Origin of the sequence: Streptomyces viridochromogenes (assembly GCF_001270495.1) — a bacterium.
GTDB classification, from domain to species: Bacteria; Actinomycetota; Actinomycetes; order Streptomycetales; family Streptomycetaceae; genus Streptomyces; species Streptomyces viridochromogenes_A.
On record NZ_LGUR01000002.1, the window covers coordinates 314,617 to 339,789 of the forward strand.

The following is a 25,173-nucleotide window of genomic DNA, read 5'->3' on the forward strand; positions in this document are numbered from 1 at the left end:
TCCGGCACTTCACACCTGTGGCCGATGTGTGGGGGACGCGGCGGGCCTTGTCACGGTCTGTTACGTCTCTCGCCTCCTGAGGCCCGGCAGTGTAGACATGGGCACATGGTCCGACTGTGGGGTCGCTCCGGGGCCCGGTCGGCCCGTCGTCCGAGCGGTGAGCGCACACGGGGTGCGCCCGACCGTGTCCGGGGTGTGCCCGAAGCGGGGCTGCCGCGCGAGGCTCCGGCCGAGGGGCGGCGCCAGGGGCGGTTCTCCGCGGTGTGGGCGACGCTGGGCGGGCGCAGCCTCGCCGGTCAGGTGTTCCTGCTGCAAGTGGTGATCGTGCTGCTGCTGGTCGTCGCCGCGGTGGCGGCGCTGGTGCTCCAGGTGCGCTATGACACCACGCAGGAGGCCCGTCATCGTTCGGTGGCGGTCGCCGAGGCGTTCGCGAACGCGCCGGGCACCCGGGAGGCGCTGGACAGCCCGGACCCCACCGCCGTGCTGCAACCGCGGGCCGAGGCGGCGCGCGAGGCCACGGACGTGGACTTCCTCGTCGTCATGAACACCGACGGCGTCCGCTACACCCATCCCAAGACGGACCGCATCGGCAAGACGTTCGTCGGGAACATCGCGCCCGCGCTGGCCGGGCAGGTCGTGACCGAGGAGATCACGGGCACCATCGGGCCGCTCGTGCAGGCGGTGGTGCCGATCAAGGATCCCGACGGCAAGGTCGTCGGGCTGGTGTCGGCCGGGGTGACGAAGGCGACCGTGGGCGGTACGGCGGACCGGCAGCTACCGCTCCTGCTGACCGCGGCCGCGGCGGCGCTCGCCCTGTCCACGGCGGGCACCGCGCTGGTCAGCAAGCGGCTGCTGCGGCAGACACACGGCCTCGGGCCGGACGAGATGACCCGGATGTACGAGCACCACGACGCCGTCCTGCACGCCGTCCGGGAGGGCGTGATCATCGTCGGCGCCGAGGGTCGGCTGCTGCTCGCCAACGACGAGGCGCACCGCCTCCTCGACCTGCCCGAGGACGCCGAGGGACACCGGGTGCTGCACCTCGGCCTCGCCCCCGACACGGCCGAGCTGCTGGACTCCGGCCGGATGGCCACGGACGAGGTGCACCTGGTCAAGGACCGGCTGCTGGCGGTCAACCAGCGCCCCACCACCCTCAGGGGCCGCCCGTCCGGCAGCGTCGCCACGCTCCGCGACTCGACCGAGCTGCGGGCCCTGTCCGGCCGCGCCGAGGAGGCCCGGGAGCGCCTCAACATGCTGTACGACGCCGGTGTGGGCATCGGCACCAGCCTGGACGTCACCCGCACAGCCGAGGAACTGGCGGAGCTGGCGGTGCCCCGGTTCGCGGACTTCGCCACCGTCGACCTGTTCGAGGCCGTGCTGGGCGGCGGGCAGCCGGAGGGGGCGACCGGGCTGCGCCGCACGGCGTGCGGCGGGATACGCGAGGACGCGCCGCTGTACCCGGTGGGCGAGAAGATCCGGCTCGTGGACTCCTCGCCGCAGGCCCGCGCGCTCAAGGAGGGGCGGGCCGTCATCGAGCCGCGGCTGGACGAGGCGCCGGGCTGGCGTGCCCAGGATCAGGAGCGGTCGGCGCAGGTCGTGGACTTCGGGATCCACTCGCTGGTCGCGGTGCCGCTCAGGACGGGGTCCCTGGTGCTGGGCGTGGTCAGCTTCTGGCGGTCGCGCAAGGCCGGGCCGTTCGACGCCGACGAGGTGGCGCTCGCGGAGGAGCTGGTCGCCAGGGCCGCGGTGTCCATCGACAACGCCCGCCGGTACACGCGCGAGCACAGCATGGCCGTCACCCTCCAGCGCAGCCTGCTGCCCCGCAGCCTGCCGGAGCAGAACGCGCTGGACATCGCCTACCGGTATCTGCCGGCGCAGGCCGGTGTGGGCGGGGACTGGTTCGACGTGCTGCCGCTGTCCGGTGCGCGGGTCGCGCTGGTGGTGGGGGACGTCGTCGGCCACGGGCTGCACGCGGCGGCCACGATGGGCCGGCTGCGTACGGCGGTGCACAACTTCTCCGCCCTGGACCTGCCGCCCGACGAACTGCTCGCGCTCCTCGACGAACTGGTCGCCCGGATCGACCAGGACGAGACGGAGGAGGAGGGCGACAGCGCCCCGGTGACCGGTGCGACCTGTCTGTACGCGGTCTACGACCCGGTGTCCCAGCGGTGCACGGTCGCCCGCGCGGGCCATCCGCCGCCGGCCCTGATCCAGCCGGACGGCTCGGTCGACTTCCCGGACGTGCCCGCCGGTCCCCCGCTGGGTCTGGGCGGGCTGCCGTTCGAGACGGCCGAGCTGGAGCTGGCGGAGGACAGCCGGCTCGTGCTCTACACCGACGGGCTCGTGGAGGACCGCGAGCGGGACATCGACGAGGGTCTGGAGCTGCTGCGTGCCGCGCTGGCCGGGGCCGGCCGGTCGCCGGAGGAGACCTGCCAGGCCGTACTGGACGCCCGGCAGCCGGGCGTCCGGGCGAGCGACGACATCGCGCTGATCGTGGCGCGCACCCGGGCGCTCGGGGCCGACCTGGTCGCCGAGTGGCAGGTGCCGTCCGATCCGGCGGCCGTGGCCGAGGTGCGGTCCGCCGTGACGCGGACGCTGGAGGCGTGGGGGCTGGAGGAGCTGTCGTTCACCACGGAGCTCATCCTGAGCGAGCTGGTCACCAACGCGATCCGGTACGGCGGTGAGCCGATCCGGGTGCGCATGCTGCGCGATCGCAGTCTGATCTGCGAGGTCTTCGACAGCAGCAGCACCTCGCCGCATCTGCGCTACGCGACCATGACGGACGAGGGCGGGCGCGGCCTGTTCCTGGTCGCGCAGCTCGCGGACCGCTGGGGCACGCGGTACCTGCCCGCGGGCAAGGTGATCTGGGCGGAGCAGCCGCTGCCGTAGGCGGCGGCTGTTTGTGCATAGGTACGAACCTTTGACGCGACCGGTGCCTCTCTCGCCCGGCTTCTGGTAGGAAACTTTCCTACCAGTATCGGTTACGGCCCAACTCCCCACCCCCCACCATCACTTGGAGCCGCCGTGAAGCACCCCGCGCGCACGTCGCGCCGCACTCTCCTCGCCCTGTTCGGCGCGTCCCTGGCGTCGGCCCCCTACCTCAACCCGCCTGGCGCCGCCGCGCTCCGCGCCGCGGCGGGACTCGACGACCCGGCGAAGAAGGAGATCGCCATGCAGCTGGTGTCGAGCGCGGAGAACTCCTCGCTCGACTGGAAGGCGCAGTACAAGTACATCGAGGACATCGGTGACGGCCGCGGTTACACGGCCGGGATCATCGGCTTCTGCTCCGGCACGGGCGACATGCTCGACCTGGTCGAGCTGTACGCCGACCGCCGCCCCGGCAACGTCCTCGCCCCCTACCTCCCGGCGCTGCGCCGGGTGAACGGCACCGACTCGCACGACGGACTGGACCCGGACTTCCCCCGCGACTGGGCCCGGGCCGCGCGGGACCAGGAGTTCCGGCGGGCGCAGGACAACGAACGCGACCGGGTGTACTTCAACCCGGCCGTGCGGCAGGGCAGGACGGACGGGCTGCGCATGCTGGGCCAGTTCGCGTACTACGACGCCATCGTCATGCACGGCGACGGCACCGACCCGACCAGCTTCCGCAACATCCGCAGGCGCGCCCTGAACCGGGCCCGGCCGCCGGCGCAGGGCGGCGACGAAGTCACCTATCTGCACGCCTTCCTGGACGCGCGGGTGTGGGCGATGAAGCAGGAGGAGGCCCACAGCGACACCAGCCGGGTCGACACGGCCCAGCGGGTCTTCCTGCGCGAGGGCAACCTCGACCTCGATCCGCCGCTCGACTGGAAGGTCTACGGGGACAGTTACCACATCGGCTGAACGGCGTCCGGCGCCCCGGCAACGGGGCGCCGGACCTCGCCGTACACACCTCTCGCCCGGCATGAGAGAGTGACCGGCGCGGCCCGGATGCCTCATAAAGCTGGTTTATGAGCTCATAGAATGGACCCGCGTACCGACTTAGGCTTGCCTTAGCTTAGGCTTCCCGACGAGATCGCTTGTCACCGCTCGAAGGGACCCTGATCATGCCCCGCCCCCTGCGGGTAGCCATCGTCGGAGCCGGCCCCGCCGGGATCTACGCCGCCGACGCCCTGCTCAAGTCCGACGTGGCCGCCGAACCCGGCGTGTCCATCGACCTCTTCGAGCGCATGCCGGCGCCGTTCGGCCTGATCCGTTACGGCGTGGCGCCCGACCACCCCCGCATCAAGGGCATCATCACGGCCCTCCACCAGGTGCTCGACAAGCCGCAGATCCGCCTCTTCGGCAACGTCGACTACCCGACCGACCTGAGCCTGGACGACCTGCGCGCGTTCTACGACGCCGTGATCTTCTCGACCGGCGCGACGGCCGACCGCGCGCTGCCGATCCCGGGCATCGAGCTCGACGGGTCGTACGGCGCCGCGGACTTCGTCTCCTGGTACGACGGCCACCCGGACGTGCCGCGCACCTGGCCGCTTCAGGCGGAGAAGGTCGCCGTCCTCGGCGTCGGCAACGTCGCCCTCGACGTGGCCCGCATCCTGGCCAAGACGGCGGACGAGCTGCTGCCGACGGAGATCCCGGCGAACGTCTACGACGGTCTGAAGGCCAACAAGGCCGTCGAGATCCACGTGTTCGGCCGCCGCGGCCCGGCGCAGGCGAAGTTCTCGCCGATGGAGCTGCGGGAGCTGGACCACTCCCCCAACATCGAGGTCATCGTCGACCCCGAGGACATCGACTACGACGAGGGCTCGATCGAGACCCGGCGCGGCAACAAGCAGGCCGACATGGTCGCCAAGACCCTGGAGAACTGGGCGATCCGCGACGTCGGCGACCGGCCGCACAAGCTGTTCCTGCACTTCTTCGAGTCGCCGACCGAGATCCTCGGCGAGGACGGCAAGGTCGTCGGTCTGCGCACCGAGCGCACCGCCCTCGACGGCACCGGCAACGTCAAGGGCACCGGCGAGTTCAAGGACTGGGACGTCACCGGGATCTACCGTGCCGTCGGCTACCTCTCCGACAAACTCCCCAAGCTGCCCTGGGACATCGACTCGGGCACGGTCCCGGACGAGGGCGGCCGCGTCATACAGGAGAGCGGCGAGCACCTGCAGTCGACGTACGTCACCGGCTGGATCCGGCGCGGTCCGGTCGGCCTGATCGGCCACACCAAGGGCGACGCCAACGAGACGGTGTCGAACCTCCTGGACGACTTCGCGAACGGTCGTCTGCAGACGCCGGACTCGCCCGAGCCGGAGGCCGTGGAGGCGTTCCTCGCCGAACGCGAGATCCGCTTCACCACCTGGGACGGCTGGTACAAGCTCGACGCCGCCGAGAAGGCGCTGGGCGAGCCGCAGGGCCGCGAGCGCGTGAAGATCGTCGAGCGCGAGGACATGCTCCGGGAGAGCGGCGCCTGAGTCGCCGACGGTGACACGTCGACGGAGAGGGCCGGGGGTTCGTCCCCCGGCCCTCTCCGGCTTTCGCGGCTCCGGGATGATCGCCGCCTGTTAACGTCCCCCGGTGTTCTCACTACTGGAGCCCCCTTTCTTCACCCGGCTGCGCGCTGCGCGCCGGGTGCTCGTCGCCGGTGCGGGCGGCGGTTTCGACGTGTACGCCGGCGTGCCACTGGCCCTCGCCCTGCGGGCGGCCGGCAAGGAGGTCCAGCTGGCCAGTCTGTCCTTCTCGGAGCTGTACGGGCTGGATCCCGACGTGTGGGTGGACCACGACATCGCGGCGATACGCCCGGACACCACGATCCGCGGCGACTACTTCCCAGAACGGGCTCTCGCGCGCTGGCTCGCCCTCCAGGACCTGCCCGACACGGTGTACGCCTTCCCCCGCACGGGCGTCCAGCCGCTCAGGGACGCCTACCGGGCCCTCCTGGAGCACCTGGGCGGCGTGGACGCCATCGTGCTGGTGGACGGCGGGACCGACATCCTGATGCGCGGCGACGAGCACGGACTGGGCACACCGGAGGAGGACATGGCCAGCCTCGCGGCCGTGGCCGGGCTCGACGAGGTTCCGGTGCGGCTCGTGGCGTGTCTCGGGTTCGGGGTGGACTCCTACCACGGGGTCAACCACTCCCTGGTGCTGGAGAATCTCGCCGCGCTGGACCGGGAGGGCGGCTACCTCGGCACGTTCTCGCTGCCGCGCGAGAGCCGCGAGGGGAGCCTGTTCCTCGACGCGGTCGAGCACGCCCAGCGGGCCACACCGGACCATCCGAGCATCGTCCAGGGTTCCGTCGCCGCCGCCGTACGCGGTGACTTCGGCGATGTCCGGTTCACCGAGCGCACCAAGGACAGCGAGCTGTTCATCAACCCGCTCATGGCCCTGTACTTCTGCGTCGACGCGCCCGCCCTCGCCCGGCGCAACCTCTATCTCGACCGGCTGGAGAACACCGCGCTGATGCGCCAGATCAGCTCGGTCATCGCGGAGTTCCGCGACGAGCTGCCGCGTCAGCGGCCACCGCGGGCCTACCCGCACTGAAGCGCTTTTGTCTCACGTTCCGGTGAAGTCGCCCCGGCAGGCACCTGAGCTGCATACACTCCTGATCTTCACAGAAGCTCCATACAGGGGGGACGTTTCTCCATGCGTATACGCATCATCGCCACAACCGCCGTCGCGGCCGGCGCGCTCGCCGCACTGTCCGCCGCGCCCGCCCAGGCCACCGAGTACTCGTCCGCGCTGAAGATCAAGGGCATCCAGTACGACGCACCCGGCCGCGACTCCAACAGCTGCTCCACCGGCAACACCGACGAGGAGTACCTGACGATCAAGAACTACTCGTCGAGTGCCACGGTCAACCTCAAGGGCTACCTCGTGAAGGACAAGACCGGCAACCGGTTCAAGTTCACCGCGAACCACTACCTCCAGCCCGGCGACCACGTCAAGCTCCGGGGCGGCAACGGCACCGACTCCGACACCCACAACGTCGTCTACCGCGACAACTGCAACTTCATGTGGAACAACGACAAGGACTCGATCTACCTGTACAAGCCCTCGGGCGCCGGGGCGGATTCACACTCCTACACCAAGAGCGCGAACGACCGGGACGGCAACGGGTACATCACGTACCACAACTGAGCGGGCACACCGCGACGAGCAGGACCCGCCCCAATGCGGATGGTGGGCGGGTCCCGCTCAACGAGTCATTGTCATGGCCGGACGCGGTGCGGGCCACGAGTGCGCACCGGTCGGCCGGTGCGGAGCGCGCACACCCCGTGTGCGGACCCCACCTGGTGGGTAGCTACCTGCGGCGACGATACTGGTACGCACCCGTGCACCCGCCCAGCAGATGGACTCATGCCCAGCTCTTCCAGCACCCGCCCCACCACTCCGCCTTCGGTGTGGCAGGCCCGTGGCCGCCATGCCGGGACCGCCGCGGACGACGTACTCCGGCTCAGTCTGCGGCAGCTCAAGGACAGCGGGGCCATTGACGACTATCTGGAGCTGCCCGAGGACGAGGCCGCCCAGGAGTGGATCTTCGAGGCCCGATGGCGCGTCGCCGGGTCGGTGACCGTCCGCGCGCGGCTGACCGTCGAGCACGGCACCGGCAGTGGGCAGGAGTGGGTGCTGGTCGCGGAGGCGGAGGCCCCGTGGGACCCCCGGTGGCCGTCGCCCGCCGAGATGTTCTGGCCACGGGAGCCGGACGCGGCCTGGGACCACGACGCGGTCACAGGTCTGCGCCTGACGGACATCAACCCGCTTCCCGCGGACGACAAGGCCGTACGGCGCGTCCTGCGGGACTCCGCGCGCGACGGCTGGAGCATCCATGTCGTGGTCCACGAGGCCATGACGACGGACCAGCGCGGCCGCGTGCCGCTGGCCGGGATGCTGCCGCCGAGCCTGCGGCACCGGGTGGTCGAGCATCGTGCCGCCCCCAGCCAGTTGCGCGTCGTGAACTGGGCGCTGCGGGAGTTCGGCGTGGAGGTGCCGCGGGGTGGTGCCGTGGTGCTGCCCGGGTCTCCGGCACCGGCGGGCTACGACGCGGACGACTTCGCCGTACGCAGTGTCTTCCTGGACGGCTCCGAGCCGGCCGAGCTCATCCACGCCGTGACACGCTTCGCCGCGCTGCCGCGCCCGGTGCCGGAGGGCGCCGAGGAGGCGGTCACCGCCCTGCGTGAGGACTGGCGGCTGCTGACCCTGGAGGAGGAACTCGACCGGGAACGCAAGCTCGTGGCGATGTACGCCGAGGCGCTCGACGCGATGACGAAGTCCCGCGACCTGTACCGGGAGGCCGCCGAGCAGGCGCACGCCGCGCTGGCCGCCTTCCGGGAGTCCGCCGACGCCGTACCCGAGCCCCGCCCCCAGCCGGCCTCCTCCCCGGCGACGTCCCCGCTCCAGCAGTTGACCCGCACCTTCGAACGCCTCAAGGGCTCCGCCCGCACCCGCAAGCCTTCCTCCGACCCGGGTGACCCGCAGGAGAGCGAGGCCGCCGAAGAGCAGCGGGAGTCGGCGGACCGCTAGGCACCGCGTGCCGTGGGGCGTGGACGTAGGGCGCCTGCGACGGATCCGCGGTGGGGCGTACTGCGTCGGGCGGGCTCGCTTCGGAGCGTGGGTGGACGGGCCGTGCGCCCGCCCGAGCAGGTGACCGGGCCGATTGTGCGTCTTCCGTCCTGACGAGTGATGGTGTGCGGCCGAGTGACGGCCGCCATGCAATGCACCTGCCGCTTGGGGGAATCCGACCGGCAGGTGCGCATTGGTGCGCGCCGTCGGCAGGAGGAGGGTCCGTGGGGTCGACCACCGAGGTGATCGTCGTCGCCGTGGTCCTGGCGGCCGTGGTGCTCGCCGTGGCCGTCCGGTTGCTGGTGCGTCTCGTGCGGACCCGGCGCCTGATGCGGCGCGCCGGGCTGCCGACCGGACCGCGCTGGGTGTTCTGGGGCGCCGTCCTGTACTTCGTACTGCCCGCCGATCTGATGCCCGATCCGGTGTATCTGGACGACATCGGCGTGCTCTTGCTGGCACTGCGTACCCTGCGCCGCTCTCCCGAGGCGGGACCGCCGGACGCCGTTGATTACAGAAAGTAAGGAAACCAACCACTCGTTCGATTCGTTTAAGTAAGAGGGAGCCTCAGTGCGTCGGCGGGCCGAGTGACGCCACTGGGTGACCAGGCTCGATCGGAGCAGCACCTGTGAGGGAGAGACGATGCAACCGTTCGCGCTCAACTATGCACGGCCGGCAGCGGAGTTGGAGGTCACCGCTGCGTACGTCTACGACTCCGGTCTGCAGTTGAACGTGCTGCGTGACGGGCGGATAGCCGCCGGTGATCACGCGCTCTTGCGGGAGTTGGGGACCACGACATCCACGGCGGGCTCCAAGACCCACTTCGACGACTGAACGCAGATCGCCGACGATGACCGTCTTGATTGTGACGAACGAAGAAGACGTGACGGCGGACATGGTGGTCGTACATCTGAACGCGTCCGGCGTTCCGGTGGTCCGGCTGGATCCCGCCGACCTGACCGGCGGGGTCGCCCTGTCGGGCGAGTATGTGCACGGTGCCTTCCGCGGCCATCTGTCGTCAGCTGGACGCCTGGTGAGCATCAACGGGCTGCGGTCGATATGGATGCGCAGGCCGGGGGCCGCGGCGGCGCGGGCGGCCACGCCCTCCGCCTGGCTGACGGAGGAGGCCGGGCAGGCGCTGTACGGCATGCTGCGCGGCTGTGACGTGCGCTGGATGAACCACCCCGACGCGGCGCGCCGGGCGCGCTACAAGCCGTGGCAGTTGCGGCTGGCCCAGCGGTGCGGTCTGCCCGTGCCCGCCACCTTGATCACGTCCTTCCCGCAGGCCGCCCGCGAGTTCGCCGAGCGCTATCCGGATCTGGTGGTCAAGCCGGTGTCCGGCACGCATCCGCAGGATCCGCCCCGGGCGGTGCCGACCAGCAGGGTGGCCCCGGACGCGGACTTCTCCGCCGTCGCGTTGGGGCCCACCCTGCTGCAACGGCGGGTGGACAAGCGGGCCGACATCCGGGTCACCGTGGTGGGCGACCAATTGCTGGCGGCCGCGAAGGTTACGACCGCGGCCGAGGCCGAGGTGGACGTCCGCTTCGCCACGTCCGATGCGCCGTGGTACCCCGTCGAGGTCGCACCGCGCGTCGCCGAGGCGGTCCGCGGCTATATGCGGGAGGCCGAACTCGCCTACGGAGCCTTCGACTTCGTCGAGGACGCCGACGGGACGTGGTGGTTCCTGGAGTGCAACCAGTCGGGTCAGTTCGGGTTCATCGAGGTGGACACGGGCCAGCCGATATCGCTGAGCATCGCCGAGTGGCTCGCCCGGCCCGCCACCGGGGAGCAGCCGCACGCCAACGGGGCGAGCGCGAAGGTCCCCTGACCGGGCTCAGCGCTGCTGCGGCCCGGGCGGCAAGGCGCTCCGCTGCCAGGTCGGGGCCGGCGGCGTCGGGCGTCCGGGCGCCGGTGCGTGGCCTCCGCCGGACTGCAGCAGCGACTGGCCGGACTGCAGCAGCGGCTGCATCGCGAACTCGACTTCCCTGCTGACGCGTTCGGCCTCCCTGCGCACCTGGAGGGGGATGTCGCCGCGCTCCGCGATGAGCCGGTCGTAGATGGGGGAATCCTGGAACACCCGTCACGCGCCTTTCATGTCGTGGCCCTGTGTGCATTTGGGCACGGCTGTCGAGTCTAGGCGCCGACGCACACTGAAGTACGAATTCTGCCAGAGCGCTTGACGGCCGACGCACGGGCACTACGGCACCGGCCGCCGACCGGGTCAGGCGCCCGTCGTCGAGCCGGGCCGGACGATCATCAGGACGGTGACGGTCGCCCACAGGAGGTTGAAGATGCCGGTGAACATGGCGAGTCGTACCGTGGCCGCGTGCTCGACGGCCTGCTGGGCGCCCAGTTGGTCGAGGAGTTCCTCCTGGCGGGGCAGGACGAAGGCGATCAGGATCCCGGCGGCCGCGGCGGTCAGGGCGATGGACGTGATGAGCCATCCGCTGCCCAGGACGCCCATCGCCAGGGCCGTGGCCAGGCCGAGCACGGGCACCGACACCCCGATGGCCGCGTAGACGCGGCAGATGCGGTGCAGGAGCTGGACGGTGCCCACGGCCACCGCCCCGTCCGTCGCCGGGACGCGGCGCGCGGCCGGCGGGAACATGCTGGCCGCGACGCTGACGGGGCCGACGGCGACGATGGCGGCCAGGACATGGAGAGTGAGGAGGATCTTGGTCACCCGCCCCACGCTAGGGATCTCGTGGATGCTCGGACAGAGGCTGAAATGACAGCTTCCAACGGGTTCCCGCCAACTGCTCTGCCCGCCCTTCCCTCGTCGGCCACCGGCACGACCTGGCCTTATGGTGCTGGCGGGAATCCGCCTAGGGTGTCGTTCATGCACACCGTGGCGATCCTGGTTCTCGACAACGTGGTGCCGTTCGACATGGCGACGCCCTTCCAGATGTTCGGCTGGACCCGGCTGCCGGACGGCCGCAGCCCCTACCGGGTCCGGCTGTGTGCCGAGTCGCCGGAGGTACGCACGGAGGGTTTCGCCCTGCGCGTCGACCGAGGGCTCGACGGGCTGGCGGACGCGGACACGATCATCGTGCCGGGCTGCGACGAGACCGGGCCGCCCTCCCCTCAGGTGGTGACGGCCCTGCGGCAGGCGGCACAGGCCGGCACACGCATCGCGTCCGTGTGCGTGGGCGCCTTCGTCCTGGCCGAGGCCGGACTGCTGGACGGACTGCGCGCCACCACCCACTGGATGGCCACCGACGAGCTGGCGCGGCGCTTCCCGGACGTCCGGGTGGAGCCGGACGTGCTGTACGTCGACAACGGTCAGATCCTCACCTCCGCCGGAGCCGCCGCGGGACTGGACCTGTGCCTGCACATGATCCGACGGGACCTGGGCTCGGCCGTGGCCGCGCACACGGCGCGCGTGTCCGTCGTACCGCTGGAACGGGAGGGCGGGCAGGCGCAGTTCATCGTGCACGCGCGCCCGCCCGTACCGCGTGGCTCGGCGCTCGAACCCCTGCTGGAGTGGATCGAGGACAACCTGGCCGGGGAGATCACCCTGGGGGCGATGGCGGTGCGCTCGGGGATGAGTGAGCGCACCTTCAGCCGCCGGTTCCGCGAGCAGACCGGTACCACTCCCCTGCAGTGGCTGCTGCGGGCGCGGGTGCGGCGGGCGCAGTACCTGCTGGAGAACAGCGACCACCCGATCGAACGGATCGCCCGGCAGGCGGGGTTCGGGTCACCGACGGCGTTCCGCGAACGCTTCCGCCGGGTGGTCGGCACCACGCCGCACGCCTACCGGGCCGCGTTCAAGGGGACGTCGTCAGTCACGGTGGGATAAATCACCCGAGTCCACACGGGCCGTTAGCAGTTGGACAAGGGGTATCGATCCTCCCCAAGGACGGTGTACTCCCATGAACTGCTCCAGCCGTTTCCTCTGCGCCCTCTACATCGCCACGAGCGCGGGGCTCGCCTGGACCTCGGTCCTCGAGGTCCGGTACGGCCCCGCATGGGCCGCGTGTCTGTTCGCCGCCGCCAGCATCGTGCCGGTCATCGCCGTCGTACGGGAGACCGTGATCGGCGAACAGCGGCGCTGGCTCCTGGAGTTGGTCGCGCGGGCCGGGCGCGGGAGCGAGGGCGGGGGTGACGCCGCCGAGGCGATCGTCCGTGCGGAGCTCGACTCCGCGTGCTGCGAACGATGGTGGACGAGCCTCGGCAGCGAGCACGACGTGACGTGCCGGCACGGGATGCCCCGGAGCAGCAGCGCCGCGTGAGCGTCAACGCCCGAGAGCCCGGTCGACCTCCTCCTTCAGGAGGGCGACGTAGTCGCGGGTCCAGCCCTCGATCGTGCCGCGGTCCCACAGGTCGGCCGAGTACTCCACGAATCCCCTCAGTTCGTCGCCGGCCGGGATGAGTCCGAAGGAGAGTTCCGCACGGGCCGCGGCCGGGGCGAGGTCCTCGATCGCCGTGGTCAGCCCGGGCAGTTCCACCTCCGCCTCCAGAGAACTCTGGTAGGCGAAGCCGACGTCCAGCCGGTCCGGCACCTCGACGCCCGTGCGCTCCCGCATCGCGGGGGCGATCCGGCGTATCGGCAGGGCCCGGTCCATGCACTCCACGGCCGTACGGGCGACCTGGTCCGTCAGTTCGGCGAAGGAACCGGCGGCGCCGTCCCGCACCGGCAGCGCGAAACCGGTGATCGTGCAGGCCAGGAGGGACTCGAACGCGCGGCGCTCGCGGTTGGCGTAGGAGATGTTGAACACGACGTCGTCCTGCCCGGCCTTCCGCGCGAGCATCCGCCCCAGGGCCGCCGCCGTGACCACGAAGGGCGTCGTACCCCGCTCCTTCGCCAGCCGCTCCACGGCGGCCCGCGCCTCGGCCGGGACGGTGAACATCACGGCGCCGCCCCGTCCGCTCGCGGTCTTCGGCCGGGGCCGGTCCAGCGGCAGGTCGACGGTGAACGGCACTCCGTCGAGCTCACGCAGCCAGAACCGCAGCTTCCGTTCGTCGGCGGCTCCGTCGTCCTGCTCCCGCTGCCACCGGGCGTACGCCACGGGCTGGCACCGAACCGGCGGCAGGGAGTGGGGTTCGCCGGTGACGGCCGAGCCGTAGAGCGCGGCCAGTTCCTTCAGCAGCAGGCTGACGGACCAGCCGTCGCAGGCGGAGTGGTGCAGGACGAGGAGCAGGATCCAGGTGCTGTCGCCGGTGCGCAGGAGGCGCAGTGTCATCGGCTGCCCGCCGGTGGGATCGATCGGTGTCTCGGCCGCCTCGGCACTGGCCCGTTCCAGGGCGGGCTGCCGCTCCTCGGGCGGCCGTACGGTGAGGTCCTCGACGGGCAGTTCCACCGGCCCGGGCCGCAGTACCTGCTGCTCCCAGCCGTCCCCGCTGCGGGCCAGGCGGGTCCGCAGGCCCTCGTGCCGCTCGACGAGCCGGGTCAGGGCGGTGCGCAGGGCCGCCACGTCCAGGTCACCGGTAAGGGTGATCCGCAGGGCGACGTTGAAGACCTGCGGGAGGAGGTGGTCGGCGTGCACGGTGGCGAAGCGGGCCTGCTGCGCGGTGGCGGGTGCGCGGCGTTCGACGGTGCCCGGACGGTCATCGGCGCCGGTGGGCCGACTTGACGTCGTTTCACCAGCTTCCGCCGCCAGATGTGCCGTCATGGCTCGCAGGGTCGGGGCCTGGTAGAAGCCCAGCATCGGATACTCGGTGTCGAACTCCTCGCGGACGCGGTTGACCAGCCGCATCGCGGTGATCGAGTGACCGCCCAGGTCGAAGAAGGAGGCATCGTCCGCGATGCCGTCGGCATCGATCCCGAACTCGGCCGCCCACAGCTGCCGCACCCGCCGCTCGACGTCGGTGCGCGGGCCTGCGTCCGGCTCCTCACCGCTCGGCCCGCGGCTCGGCCCCGTGGTGACGAGGTCCGGGGCGGGCAGCGCGGAGCGGTCCAGCTTGCCGTTGCCCGTCAGGGGAAGCGAGGGCAGGACGCGCCAGGCGCGCGGGACGAGGTACTCCGGCAGCCGGGCGGCGAGTTCCTCCGCCAGGAGGTCGGCGAGGGCCTGCCGGTCGTCGGGCGCCTGGGCGGCGGAAACGGCGTAGGCCGCGAGGTACGCCTCGCCGTGGTCGTTGCGCCGTGCCAGTACGACCGCCTCGGCCACGCCGTCGAGGGCGTTGAGCACCCGGGACACCTCCTCGGGCTCGACCCGGAAACCCCTGATCTTCACCTGGTCGTCGGCCCGGCCGCAGAACTCCAGCTTGCCGTCGGCGGTCCAGCGCACGATGTCGCCGGTACGGTACCGGCGGGCATCGGGATCGTCGCACGGGTCCGGCAGGAACCGTTCCGCCGTGAGTTCGGAGCGGTGCAGGTACCCGAGGGCCACGCCGGGGCCGCCGACGTACAACTCCCCCGCCGCGCCGACGGGAACCGGTTCACCCGACTCGTCGAGCACGCTCAGCCGTACGTTGTCGACCGGGCGCCCGATCGCGACCGGCGCAGCGGGGTCCTGGCCCTGCGGGGCGACATTCTCCGTCGTGCACAGCACGGTGATCTCGGTGGGCCCATACACGTTCACGGTCTCGTACGGCGCCTCGGGGCGCGGGCGGGCGCGCAGTGCGTCCCCGCCCAGCAGCAGATGACGCAGCGGCGGCTGGTCGCCCGCCGGCAGCCGCAGCAGTTGTTCGCCCAGCGCCGTGGGCAGGAACGAGAAGGTGACGCCCTGCTCGGCATACCACCGGGCCAGGGCGAGCGGATCCCTGCGAACCTCTTCGTCGCCGATGGTGATCGACGCGCCCGCGGTCAGCGCCGGCCAGATCTCCAGGAGCGAGGCGTCGAAACTCTGGCTGCACACGACGGCGGCGCGGTCGGCCGGGCTGAAGGAGAAGCGCCGGTGGTGCCACGCGCACAGGTCGACGACGCCGCGGTGCGCGAGGACGACGCCCTTGGGTGTGCCGGTGCTGCCGGAGGTGTAGAGGACGCAGCACGGTGAGTCGTGGCCGGTGTCCGACGCGGCGCGTGGTGAGTGGCGCGCGGTCGCGTCCGGTGCCACGACGGTCACGCCCGCCGGCAGCTTCAGCGCGGCCGCCTCCTCGCGGGTCGACACCAGGGTTCGGGCCCCGCACTCGGCGACGATCTGCTCGGCGCGTACCCGGCCGAGGGACGGATCCAGCGGCACATAGGCGCGGCCCGTCTTGAGCACGGCGAGCATGGCGACGACGAGGTCGGCGCAGCGCGGCAGCCAGAGGGCGACCACCTCCGCGTCGCCGTCCTGCGTGGGGTGCTGCTCCCGCAGGGCTGCGGCCAGCCGTTCGGCACGGTCGTCCAGTTCGCGGTAGGTCAGCCGGGTGTCTCCGCTGATCACGGCGGTGCTGTGCGGCAGGGCGGCCGCTTGCCGGGCGACGAGTTCGTGGACGGTGGTGTCCGCGGGCGGGCGGGACGGGCCGCGCTGCCAGGAGAGCGGTACGGGATCCCCGTCGGCGGCGGTGTCGACGGTCGCCGTGGCGAGCCGGGACAGCGGTGTCTCGGGGCTGTCGACCGCCGCCGCGAGCAGGTCCCGGAAGGTGGCGAAGAACCGGTCGACGGTCTCGTGGTCGAACAGGTCGGTGTTGTACTCCAGATGACAGCGAACGCCGTGCGGCTGGTCGGTGAAGTAGACGGTGAGATCCGTCAGCGACTTGTCCGGCCCCGCGTCCATCGGTGTGGCCTCGATGCCGGGCAGGTCGAAGCGGAACGGCTCGGCGCGCTGGTACTCGGCGAACGCCTGGAACACCGGCGTCCGGTCCACCGCCCTGGGCGGGGCGAGCTCGCGCACCACCGTCTCGAAGGGCACCCGCGCATGGTCGTAAGCGTCGAGGGCGACCGAGCGCACGCGGTCGAGCAGCGTGCCGAAGGCGGGATCACCGGACAGGTCGAGGCGCAGCGCGAGGGTGTTCACGAAGAATCCGAGCAGGTTCTCGGCCCGCTCGGGGCGGTCCGAGATCGGGGTGCCGACCACGAGGTCCGTCTGGCCGGTGACCCGGTGCAGCATCGCGGCGTACCCGGTGAGCAGGGTCATGAACAGCGTGCTGCGGCGGGCGCGGCTCAACTCGCGCAGCCGTCGGGAGAGTTCCGGGTCGAGGGTGTGGAAGACGGCCCGGCCGTTGGAGGTCATCGTCGACGGGCGGGGCCGGTCGGTGGGCAGGGCGAGGACGGGCAGGTCGCCGCCGAGGGTACGGCGCCAGTAGGCCAGGTCCTCGTCGGCCTCGGGGCTGTTCGCGGACGCCGCCCGTTCCCTGGCGTGGTCGGCGTAGCTCCAGGTGAGCTCGGGCAGTTCGGGTGGCGTGCCATCGCGTTCGCCGCGGTAGAGCGCGGAGAGGTCCCGGGCGAGGACGGTCGCGGAGGCCGCGTCGACCACGATGTGGTGCAGTGACAGCACGAGGACGTGCTCCGCCTCGGCGAGCCTCACCAGTCGCGTCACGAACAGCGGGCCGTCCGCCAGGTCGAAGCGGCGTGCGCTCTCGGCCGCGAGGACGTCCTGGAGCGTGGTGCCAGGGCGTGTGGCGAAAGTCGCGTCGTCCGCCCGGAGGGCGGGCCGGGCGGCGTCTGGTGCGTGCTCTCGGCGTGCCGGGCGGAAGCCCGCCCCAGGGCTGCCGGTGCCGTCGATCACCGCGAAGTCGGGCTCGGCGGCTGCCCGCACCACTTGGCGTGGCTCGCCTCCGATCTCCCGGAAGACGGTCCGCAGGCCCTCGTGCCGGGCGACGAGTCCGCGCAGCGCCGCGCGCAGGGCGGATACGTCCAGTGGACCGTCGAGGCGGATCGCCTTGATCTCGTTGTAGGCGGTACGGCCGGGCAGCAGGCGCTCCAGGAACCAGATCCGTTCCTGGCCGGGTGACAAGGGGGCGTCCGCGGGGGCCGGTTCGGCAGGTGCGGGGGCCGGCGCACGGCCCACGGCGGGTGCCGGTGCGGCGGCGGACCGCTGCCTGTGGTGGCGGCGCAGCGCGTCCAGGCGCGGCAGGCCCGCGCGCAGGTCGTCCGGTGCGACACCGAAGTCGACGAGGGCGACGATCTCGTCGGCACCCGCCGCCGTCACGGCGTCCACCACCGGGCTGACGCTGTCCACCGTCCCGATCAGGGCCCGCTGGTCGCAGTAGCGGCCGTAGGCACGCCGGAACACCGTCTCCAGGTCGTCCTCGCTCAGGGCGGCCAGGTCGATGCTGTGTCCGAGGCTGTTGGTGACGCCGCTGAACACGGACAGGGACGCGCGCATGTAGCGGGACAGCGGTGCGTACGCCTCGGTACGCGCGGTGTCGTGGTCGTCCGCGAGGTAGGTGTGCAGCAGGACGGCGACCCGTCCGGCGTCCGGGTCCAGGCCGTGCCGGGCCCGGGTACGCCGGTAGCGGGCGATGTTCTCGCCGAGCTGTTCGACGCTCTGGGTCATCAGGTTGGTGACGATGCCCAGGTCGTGGCGGGCGGCGAGTTCGTACGACGCGGGGTTGCCGACGACCGCGGTGTACATCGGCGGGGCGGCCTGCACCGGACGCGGGAAGAGCCGCACCTCGGCCTCGCCGTCACCACTGGCCCGGCGCATGCTGTCCCCGCGCCAGAACTTCCGCACCTCCTCCAGCTGTTCGTACATCAGCTCCTTGTGCCGGCCGAACCGGTCGGGGAAGAAGACGAAGTCGTTGGCGCTCCAGCCGCTGGCGACGCCGATACCGACGCGCCCGCCGGAGAGGTTGTCGACCATCGACCACTCCTCGGCGACCCGGATGGGGTCGTGCAGCGGCAGGACGACGGAGCCCGCGTTGAGGCGGATGCGCTCGGTCTCACGGGACAGCGCGGCGGCGAGCACCGCCGGGTTGGGGAAGAGGCCGCCGAAGGAGTGGAAGTGGCGCTCGGGCATCCAGAGCGCGTGAAAGTCGTGCCGGTCGGCGAAACGGGCGACATCCATGAGGAGTTCGTACGGGCCGTCGTGCCGAGGCGCCGCCGCGTCCTGGGGGTAGTCGCCGAAGAAGTAGACGCTGAAGTCGGGGGTGCGCGGGGCGGTTTCACCGGTGGGTGCCGTACGGGATCGCGTGACGGCCGCGGCGTTCCACGCCATGGAGGCCACCGGGGCGGGTGCGGGGGCGGGTGCGGCCGGAACCGGATTCGGGGGCGTGGCCGGCGCGGCCCTCGGCGCCACCGGCCGCCGGCCGGGGAAGAAGCCCGCCGTCCGCAGCTCGCGCAGCGAATCCCGTACGGCGTCCGCCACGAACTCGATGTCGCCGTCCGAGTGGGCGGTGGACAGGAAGAAGTTGCGCCACTCCCAGACGTGCACGCCGCGGAGCATCAGGTGGTGGTACAGGAGCTCCATGTCGGCGCGGTGCTCGAAGCGGAACTGGGAGCCGAAGTGGCTCATCCGCAGCGGGTACTCCTCGGCTTCGAAGAAGCCGTTGAGCGTGGCGGCCAGTTCGGCGGTGCGCGCGTTGAGCCGCTCCTGGAGGCGTGGGCTGTGTTCCTTGAGGTGGGTCAGTACGGCGCGCGCGGCGACCATCGACACCGGGTGCTGGATGTACGTACCGCCGAAGAACGTGGTGTCGGCGGGCGGATAGCTGTCGTCGCCGTACGACCAGTGACCGCCGTCCACGCCGTCCATGATGTCGGCGCGGCCGGCGATGGCCCCGATGGGGAAGCCGCCGCCGAGCAGCTTGCCGTAGGTGGCGAGGTCCGGTGTGACGCCGTACAGCTCCTGTGCGCCGCGCGGGGCGGGGCGGAAACCGGTCAGCATCTCGTCGAAGAGCAGCACGATGCCGTGGCGGCGGGTCAGCTCCCGCAGCCGGCGTACGAACTCGACCGGCTGGAGCTGGGGGTGCCTGCTCTGCACCGGCTCCACGACGACCGCGGCGATGTCGCCGGCGTGCCGGGCGATCGTCTCCAGGGCGGTGTCGCTGCCGTAGTCGAGCACCAGCAGATCGGAGACGGATGCCTGTGGGATGCCTCGGGAGACGGGCACGGTGAGCTGGTCGGCGCCGGTGCCGGAGCTGCGGCCGAGGACGTTGTCGGCGTGGCCGTGGTAGGCGCCCAGGAAGGTGACGATCTTGTCGCGGCCGGTGGCGGCGCGGGCGAGACGGATGGCCGCGGAGTTCGCCTCGGTACCGGAGTTGGCGAAGGCCACGCGCTCCAGGCCGGTCAGTTCGGCGAGGAGCTCGGCCGCCTCGCCGGTCTCGACGTTGCGCGGGCCGAGTTGGATGCCGCGGGAGAGGTGCTCGCGGACGGCCTCGGTGACGAAGTCGGGCTCATGGCCGAAGAGGAGGACGCCGAAGCCCATCGTGATGTCGACGTACTCGTTGCCGTCGACGTCCTGGAGTCGTGCCCCGCTCGCCCGGTGGCCCGCGATCGGGTACAGCATCTCCTTGGTGCCGCTGCGGAAGCCGACGACGGCTCGGCTGTCGGCCAGGACGCGGCGGTAGCGCTGGGCGATGCGTTTGGAAGTCGGCGTCCTGGCCGTGTAGCGGCGCACCAGGTCGGCCAGGTGGTCCTGCTGGGTGTGCGGTGAGGCGTCCCGCACCATGCCGGCGTTCCTCGCGACCGTCACCCGGGGGCCGTGGACGCGGGGCGGTTCCGGGGCCGGCGTTGCGGCTCCGCCCATCTGCTCGGTGATGTGCTGCGCGAGTTCGGTCATCGCCGCCAGGTCCTGGTCCAGTGCGGCGGATATGCCGTTCAGCCCGGTCACTTGGCCACCTTGCCGTTGAGCCGCTCCGTGACCGAGGCGGTCTGGAGCGCCAGCAACTGGGAGAGCTGGGACATCATCTGGAGCTGTATCTGGGACATCTGCTGGATCTTGTGGGCGAGATCCTCCAGCTCCTCACGGGTCGCGTACTCGGGAAGGGATGCGGATGCGGGGGCGGCGGGCGCGGGCTCGAAAACAGGCGCCGGTGCGGGTACCTGAGCCGGTGCCGGAGCCGGAGCCGGTGAGGTCGCGGGTGGTGTGAGGCGGGGCGCGGCCGGATCCGCCAACTCGTCCCGCTCGACCGGGACTTCGGCGGACGCCGACCCGCTCGGCGCGCCCGGCATGCGGGCGACGATGAACTCCGCGAGCCGCCGCGGCGTACCCGTCTCCTCGAACAGCTGCCGCATCGTGACGTTGACCTGGTGCTCCTGCTCCAGCTCCCGCAGCACGCTGATCATCAGCAGCGAGTCGGCGCCGAGGTCGAAGAAGGAAGCGTCTCCGGCGATCAACGACGGATCCTCGCCGAGGTGCCGAGCCGTCGCCTCGACGATGCTGTGGAGTACGCGCCCGACCGCTGCCTCTTGCTGAACCACTTCGGCTCCCTTGCTCGCTGGTGTTCCTGTGCTGAGGGCCGTCAACTCGGGCCCTGTCCAGTGGTGCTTGTGCTGGAATCGGTATCCGGGCAGGGGGATGCGCCGGCCCCCGGTGCCGGCCAGCAGCGCCGGCCAGCCGACGTCCGCCCCCGCGCAGTGCAGCCCCGCGGCCGCGCCCCAGAGGGAGCCGAGGCCGGTGCCGCGCCGCAGGGACGGCAGCGACGGCACGGCGGGCAGCGCACGGCGGGCCAGACCGCTGAGGGTGGTGTGCGGTCCGATCTCCAGCAGGACGTCGGGCTGTTGGGCGCCGATGCCGCGCAGGGCCTCGTCGAAGCGGACGGGCCGGCGGGTGTGCCGGAGGAAGTAGTCGGCGTCCGGGGTCCAGCCGGGCGGCCGGGTCACCCCGTCCACGGCGCTGACGAACGGGATCCGCACCGGCCGGAAGGCCACGTCGTCGAGGATCTTCCGGAACTCGTCCAGCATGGGTTCCATGAGGGCGGTGTGGAAGGCGCGGGTCACCGCCAGCCGCTGCCCCGGTGTGCCGCGCCGGTCCAGCAGGGCGCACGCCCGGTCCACGGCCTCGACCGTCCCGGCGAGCACCTGGGCGTGCTCCCCGTTGGTCACGGCGACTTCCAGGCCGGGCACCTCGTCGGCCAGGGCGAGGGCGCTCTCCCGGTCGAGCGTCGCCGCCACCATCGCGCCGCGCGCGCAGCGCTGCCGCATCAGCCGGCCGCGCTCGGTGGTGAGGCGGAGGCCGTCGTCGAGCGTCAGGGCCCCGGCCGCGTACAGCGCGGCGTACTCCCCGACGCTGTGCCCGGTCACGGCGTACGGTTCGATGCCCGCGTCGCGCCACAGCCGGACGAGGGCGCATTGCAGGGCGAACAGCGCGGGCTGTGCGGTGTCCGTGCCCCAGGGCGGCTCCTCCTCCGGCGGCCGCCCGCCCGCCGGCCCTGCCTCCGGTTCGTCGTCCACGCGCAGGGCGGCGAGCAGTGAGTCTCCGGTGAGTTCGCGGTAGTGGTGCTCGCAGGCGTCGAGCATCTCGCGCACGGCGGGAAAGCGCTCGTGGAGAGGGCCGGCCATCCCCGGGTACTGGCTGCCCTGCCCGGTGAACTGGAGGGCGATGCGGGCCGGGCCCTCCTGGGGTGCCGTTCCCGTGGTGACCGTCGCCCCCGCGGTTCCGACGAGCCAGGCGTCGAGGACGTCGGCGAGGGCGGCCGGGGTGGAGCCGCGGGCCGCGAGCCGGTGGCGGCCGTGGGCGCGGCCGAGGGCGGCGGTGGTGACGAGGTCCGCCAGGTGCGGTGCGGGCGGCTGCCGCAACCGGTCGCGGAAGGCGCGGGCGTTGTCCGCGAGCGCGCCCTCGCTGCTCGCGGAGACCAGGAGCACGTCCGCGGGAGCGACGGCGTCGGGCCGGGGCGCGGCGTCGGGAGCCTGTTCCAGGATCAGGTGGACGTTGGTGCCGCCGACGCCGAGTGAGGTCAGGCCCGCGCGGCGGGGTACGTCGCTCTCGGGCCAGGGCCGGGCGGTCCGGGGGATGTAGAACGGGCTGTTGTCAAGGTCGAGACGCGGGTTGGGCTCGCTGAAGTTCGCCATCGGCGGGATGACGCCGTGCTTGAGGACCAGCAGGGTCTTGACGAGTCCGGCGAGTCCGGAGGCCACATCGAGATGGCCGATGTTGGCCTTGGTCGAGCCGAGGGCGCAGTAGCCGGTGCGGTCGGTGTCCTCGCGGTAGGCGTCGGTGGCACCGTCGAACTCGATCGGATCGCCCTTGAGTGTGCCCGTGCCGTGGGTCTCCAGGTACCCGATGGTGTCCGCGCCGACGCCGGCGCGCCGCAGGGCCTGACGGATGGCCACGCGCTGGCCCTGTGCGCTGGGGGCGGTGAAGGCCGTCTTGTCGGCGCCGTCGTTGTTGATGCCCCAGCCGCGGACGACGCCGTGGATCGTGTCGCCGTCGGCGACCGCCCGGGCCAGCCGCTTCAGTACGACGGCCAGCACGCCGGTGCCACCCACGGTGCCGTCGGCTCGGGCGTCGAAGGCCCTCAGGCGGCCGGACTTGGAGAGGATCGAGCCCTTGACGTAGCGGTATCCGAGGACCTGGGGCACATGGACGGCGGTGGCGCCGACGAGGGCGATGTCGCAGTCGCCCATGAGCAGGGACTGTGCGGCGGCCTGCACACCGACCAGCGAACTGGAGCAGCCCGTCTGGAGGTTGACGGCGGGTCCGGTCAGGCCCAGCCGGTAGGCGACCCGGGTGGCCGTGAAGTCGGTGTGGTTGGCGACCGTGACCTGCATGCCCGCCATCCAGTCGGCGGGGGGCTCGTTGGGCAGGACGTTGTTGAGCAGGTAGTTCTGGAGCGTGTACAGGTGGTATCCGGTGCTGGCGTACACGCCGACGCGGGTGCCGTCCCGTTCGCCCGGATAGCCGGCGTTCTCCAGGGCGTGCTGGGCGCATTGCAGGAACATGCGGTGCTGGGGGTCGGTGAGACGGGCTTCGCGGGCGCTCATCGCGAAGTGCTGGGCGTCGAAGCCCGCGATGTCGTCGACAACCCCGGAGGCTCCGACGAAGTCGTCGGCCCGGTACTCCTCGGCGGGGACGCCTGCGGCGGACAGCTCCTCGTCCGTGAAGCGGGTGACGCAGTCCGTGCCCTCATGGATGACCCGCCAGAACTCCTCGGGCGTGTCGCCGCCGGGCAGCCGGAAGGCCATGCCGATGACGGCCATCCGCGGGTCGGGTTCGCTCGTGGTCATCAGCCGCGTCCCTCCGGCACCGTGGATGCGTCCCGGCCAATCGTTTCCTCGGCGTCGCGGTCACGTGGGCCGCGCCGGCTGAGGAGCAGCAGGAGCAGGGCCGTGCAGAGGACGATCGCCAGGCCGTGGAAGGAGGCCACCACCTGGATCGGCGAGAACGTCTCCAGCAGGGCGCCGCTCACGAGCATGCCGAGTCCGAAGCCGGTGTTCTCGGCCGAGGCGGAGAGCCCGAAGAGGCGGCCGCGCTGGTCGTCCGGGGCTGCCTGCAGCCTCGACACGTACACGATCTCGGTGAACCCGTCGGCGGCTCCGGCCACGAGCGCGGCGATGACCGCGGGAACGGTCGGCAGTCCGCTGAAGACCACGATGAACCCGGCCGACATCACACAGGCGCCGAGTGCGAAGGCCCGCTCCCCCGGGGTCCGCCCGGTCTTCTTGGTGACCCGGCCGATCACCTGCTGGGCGACGATGCTGCCGATGGCCCAGGTGGCCCAGAACTGGCTGATGAACGTGGCCGGATGGTCGGGGTCCAGGCTGCTGGAGTAGATGGGCAGGGCGACGTTGTGGGACGAGGAGCCCAGCCCGTCCACCGCCCGGATCGCGATCATCGCCATCAGCAGCGGGGCCGTACCCAGCATCACCCGGACCGTCCAGCGCGTGGCGCCGGAGGATTCCGCGGAGCCGCCGGGAGCGTCCTTGGCCGCCCTGGTGCGGACGGGCAGCAGGAACAGCACCGTCGCGGAGACCAGGAAGGTCGCGGCGTCCAGCGCGAACGCCGCGGAGTAGCCGAGCTCCGCCACCACCACGCCCGACGAGGCGAACCCGGCGATCATGGCGAGGGAACGCCCCGTCACCAGCAGCCCGTTGGCGCGCACGCGGTGCTCCGCGCCGACGATCTCCGGGATGCTGCTGCGCAGGGCCACCTGGGAGAGCGTCGAGCAGCCGCCGGTGACGACCGCGAGCACGTAGAGCAACCCGGTGCGTGTGCCGTCCGGAGCGAGCAGCAAGGTCAGCAGCGCCACGGCCTGGCACAGGTCGGCGCCGACCATCAGACGCTTGCGGTCGTAGACCGAGACGAGCCGGCCGCTCACCCAGCCCGACACGACGTTCGTCGCCAGGCGTACGGCCATGAAGAGGCCGGCGGCCAGCGCGCTGCCGGTGGCGTCGTAGACGAAGACGTTCAGCGCCACCATGTTCAGGTAACTGCCGTACGCCGAGATGCCGTTGCCCAGGACGAGCAGACGGAAGTACCTCATGCACCTTCCCCTGGTCTGCATGAAGGGTGTGAATGATGTGCGGCCGGCATCGCCTGGCCCGCCTGCCCGGTCAGTGGCGGCGCGGAGTCCAGCCGGAGGGCTCGCCGTCGCGGTACGGTCGCCGGTCGCGTCCACCGCACGCGAGGCGATGCCCCGATGTCCGGTCCCCCGTCATCGGCCCCGACCGCCCACGGCGCGTCGGAGCACACCGCTGTCGCAGGGCACGTTCGTTCCCCCGTTGCCGGCCCAGCACAAAAACCATTCCCCCTACAGGCCGCCGGACGGCGGCCATTGGTCCGTCACCCAAGCAGACCCGGACAGGCGGGTTCAAGACTTCTGAGAGGTCCAGACGACTTCCGGACCGGATTTGGCGAGTTCGGGACGCTTCTCGGACAAACGTGAGCGCCCGTGCGCCCCGGGCGTCCTGGCAGCATGCGAGAACGAGCCCACAGG

General features: G+C 71.8%; 16 protein-coding genes. 11 read left to right on the forward strand and 5 right to left on the reverse strand.

All coding sequences use genetic code 11. The features are described 5' to 3' along the window. Positions 1-105: 105 nt before the first annotated feature. The 9 genes from ADK36_RS01355 to tgmB all read left to right on the forward strand — a co-directional run bounded on the left by ADK36_RS01355 (position 106) and on the right by tgmB (position 10,324). On the forward strand, positions 106-2,889 hold the full coding sequence (locus tag ADK36_RS01355; protein WP_078942828.1) for a SpoIIE family protein phosphatase: 2,784 nt from the start codon (positions 106-108) through the stop codon (positions 2,887-2,889). 135 nt (positions 2,890-3,024) lie between these two features. Further along, complete coding sequence (locus ADK36_RS01360; protein WP_053195950.1) at positions 3,025-3,843, forward strand: chitosanase; 819 nt, start codon at positions 3,025-3,027, stop codon at positions 3,841-3,843. Positions 3,844-4,046: 203 nt separating this feature from the next. Then, positions 4,047-5,411, forward strand: a complete 1,365-nt coding sequence (locus ADK36_RS01365; protein ID WP_048579212.1) for an FAD-dependent oxidoreductase — start codon at positions 4,047-4,049, stop codon at positions 5,409-5,411. A gap of 103 nt (positions 5,412-5,514) precedes the next feature. After that, positions 5,515-6,480, forward strand: coding sequence for a DUF1152 domain-containing protein (locus ADK36_RS01370; RefSeq protein ID WP_048578880.1), 966 nt, complete (start codon positions 5,515-5,517; stop codon positions 6,478-6,480). A gap of 102 nt (positions 6,481-6,582) precedes the next feature. Continuing rightward, positions 6,583-7,077, forward strand: coding sequence for a lamin tail domain-containing protein (locus ADK36_RS01375; RefSeq protein WP_048578881.1), 495 nt, complete (start codon positions 6,583-6,585; stop codon positions 7,075-7,077). Between the two features lie 219 nt (positions 7,078-7,296). Next, entirely contained in the window at positions 7,297-8,460 is a 1,164-nt protein-coding gene (locus ADK36_RS01380; RefSeq protein ID WP_053084605.1) for a hypothetical protein, read from the forward strand. A 263-nt stretch (positions 8,461-8,723) separates the two neighbouring features. Continuing rightward, positions 8,724-9,020, forward strand: coding sequence for a DUF1232 domain-containing protein (locus ADK36_RS01385; protein ID WP_053195953.1), 297 nt, complete (start codon positions 8,724-8,726; stop codon positions 9,018-9,020). A gap of 118 nt (positions 9,021-9,138) precedes the next feature. Continuing rightward, complete coding sequence (gene tgmA / locus ADK36_RS01390) at positions 9,139-9,330, forward strand: putative ATP-grasp-modified RiPP (RefSeq protein ID WP_030052559.1); 192 nt, start codon at positions 9,139-9,141, stop codon at positions 9,328-9,330. Between the two features lie 16 nt (positions 9,331-9,346). Further along, a complete protein-coding gene (gene tgmB / locus ADK36_RS01395) occupies positions 9,347-10,324 on the forward strand; it encodes an ATP-grasp ribosomal peptide maturase (protein ID WP_048578883.1) in 978 nt (325 codons plus the stop codon). A gap of 6 nt (positions 10,325-10,330) precedes the next feature. Here tgmB and ADK36_RS01400 read toward each other — a convergent pair whose 3' ends face one another. Continuing rightward, positions 10,331-10,573: a hypothetical protein gene (locus ADK36_RS01400; RefSeq protein ID WP_048578884.1), complete on the reverse strand. Its 243-nt coding sequence runs from the start codon at positions 10,571-10,573 to the stop codon at positions 10,331-10,333. 144 nt (positions 10,574-10,717) lie between these two features. Beyond that, positions 10,718-11,179, reverse strand: coding sequence for a DUF2269 family protein (locus tag ADK36_RS01405; RefSeq protein ID WP_048579214.1), 462 nt, complete (start codon positions 11,177-11,179; stop codon positions 10,718-10,720). A 156-nt stretch (positions 11,180-11,335) separates the two neighbouring features. Between ADK36_RS01405 and ADK36_RS01410 the strand changes: the two genes are divergently transcribed. Together ADK36_RS01410 and ADK36_RS01415 are read left to right on the forward strand one after the other, a co-directional pair. After that, entirely contained in the window at positions 11,336-12,295 is a 960-nt protein-coding gene (locus ADK36_RS01410) for a GlxA family transcriptional regulator (protein WP_048579215.1), read from the forward strand. Between the two features lie 73 nt (positions 12,296-12,368). Beyond that, positions 12,369-12,728, forward strand: a complete 360-nt coding sequence (locus ADK36_RS01415) for a hypothetical protein (protein WP_048578885.1) — start codon at positions 12,369-12,371, stop codon at positions 12,726-12,728. Between the two features lie 3 nt (positions 12,729-12,731). On the opposite strand, the gene ADK36_RS01420 is transcribed toward ADK36_RS01415, so the two are convergent. Genes ADK36_RS01420 through ADK36_RS01430 form a run of 3 tightly spaced genes read right to left on the reverse strand, consistent with a single transcriptional unit; the run spans position 12,732 to position 24,720 of the window. Then, entirely contained in the window at positions 12,732-20,129 is a 7,398-nt protein-coding gene (locus ADK36_RS01420; RefSeq protein WP_234329619.1) for a non-ribosomal peptide synthetase, read from the reverse strand. Further along, entirely contained in the window at positions 20,126-23,464 is a 3,339-nt protein-coding gene (locus ADK36_RS01425; RefSeq protein WP_053195955.1) for a type I polyketide synthase, read from the reverse strand. Before ADK36_RS01425 ends, ADK36_RS01420 begins: the two co-directional genes overlap by 4 nt. Further along, on the reverse strand, positions 23,464-24,720 hold the full coding sequence (locus tag ADK36_RS01430) for an MFS transporter (protein ID WP_048578887.1): 1,257 nt from the start codon (positions 24,718-24,720) through the stop codon (positions 23,464-23,466). Before ADK36_RS01430 ends, ADK36_RS01425 begins: the two co-directional genes overlap by 1 nt. Between the last annotated feature and the right edge of the window lie 453 nt (positions 24,721-25,173).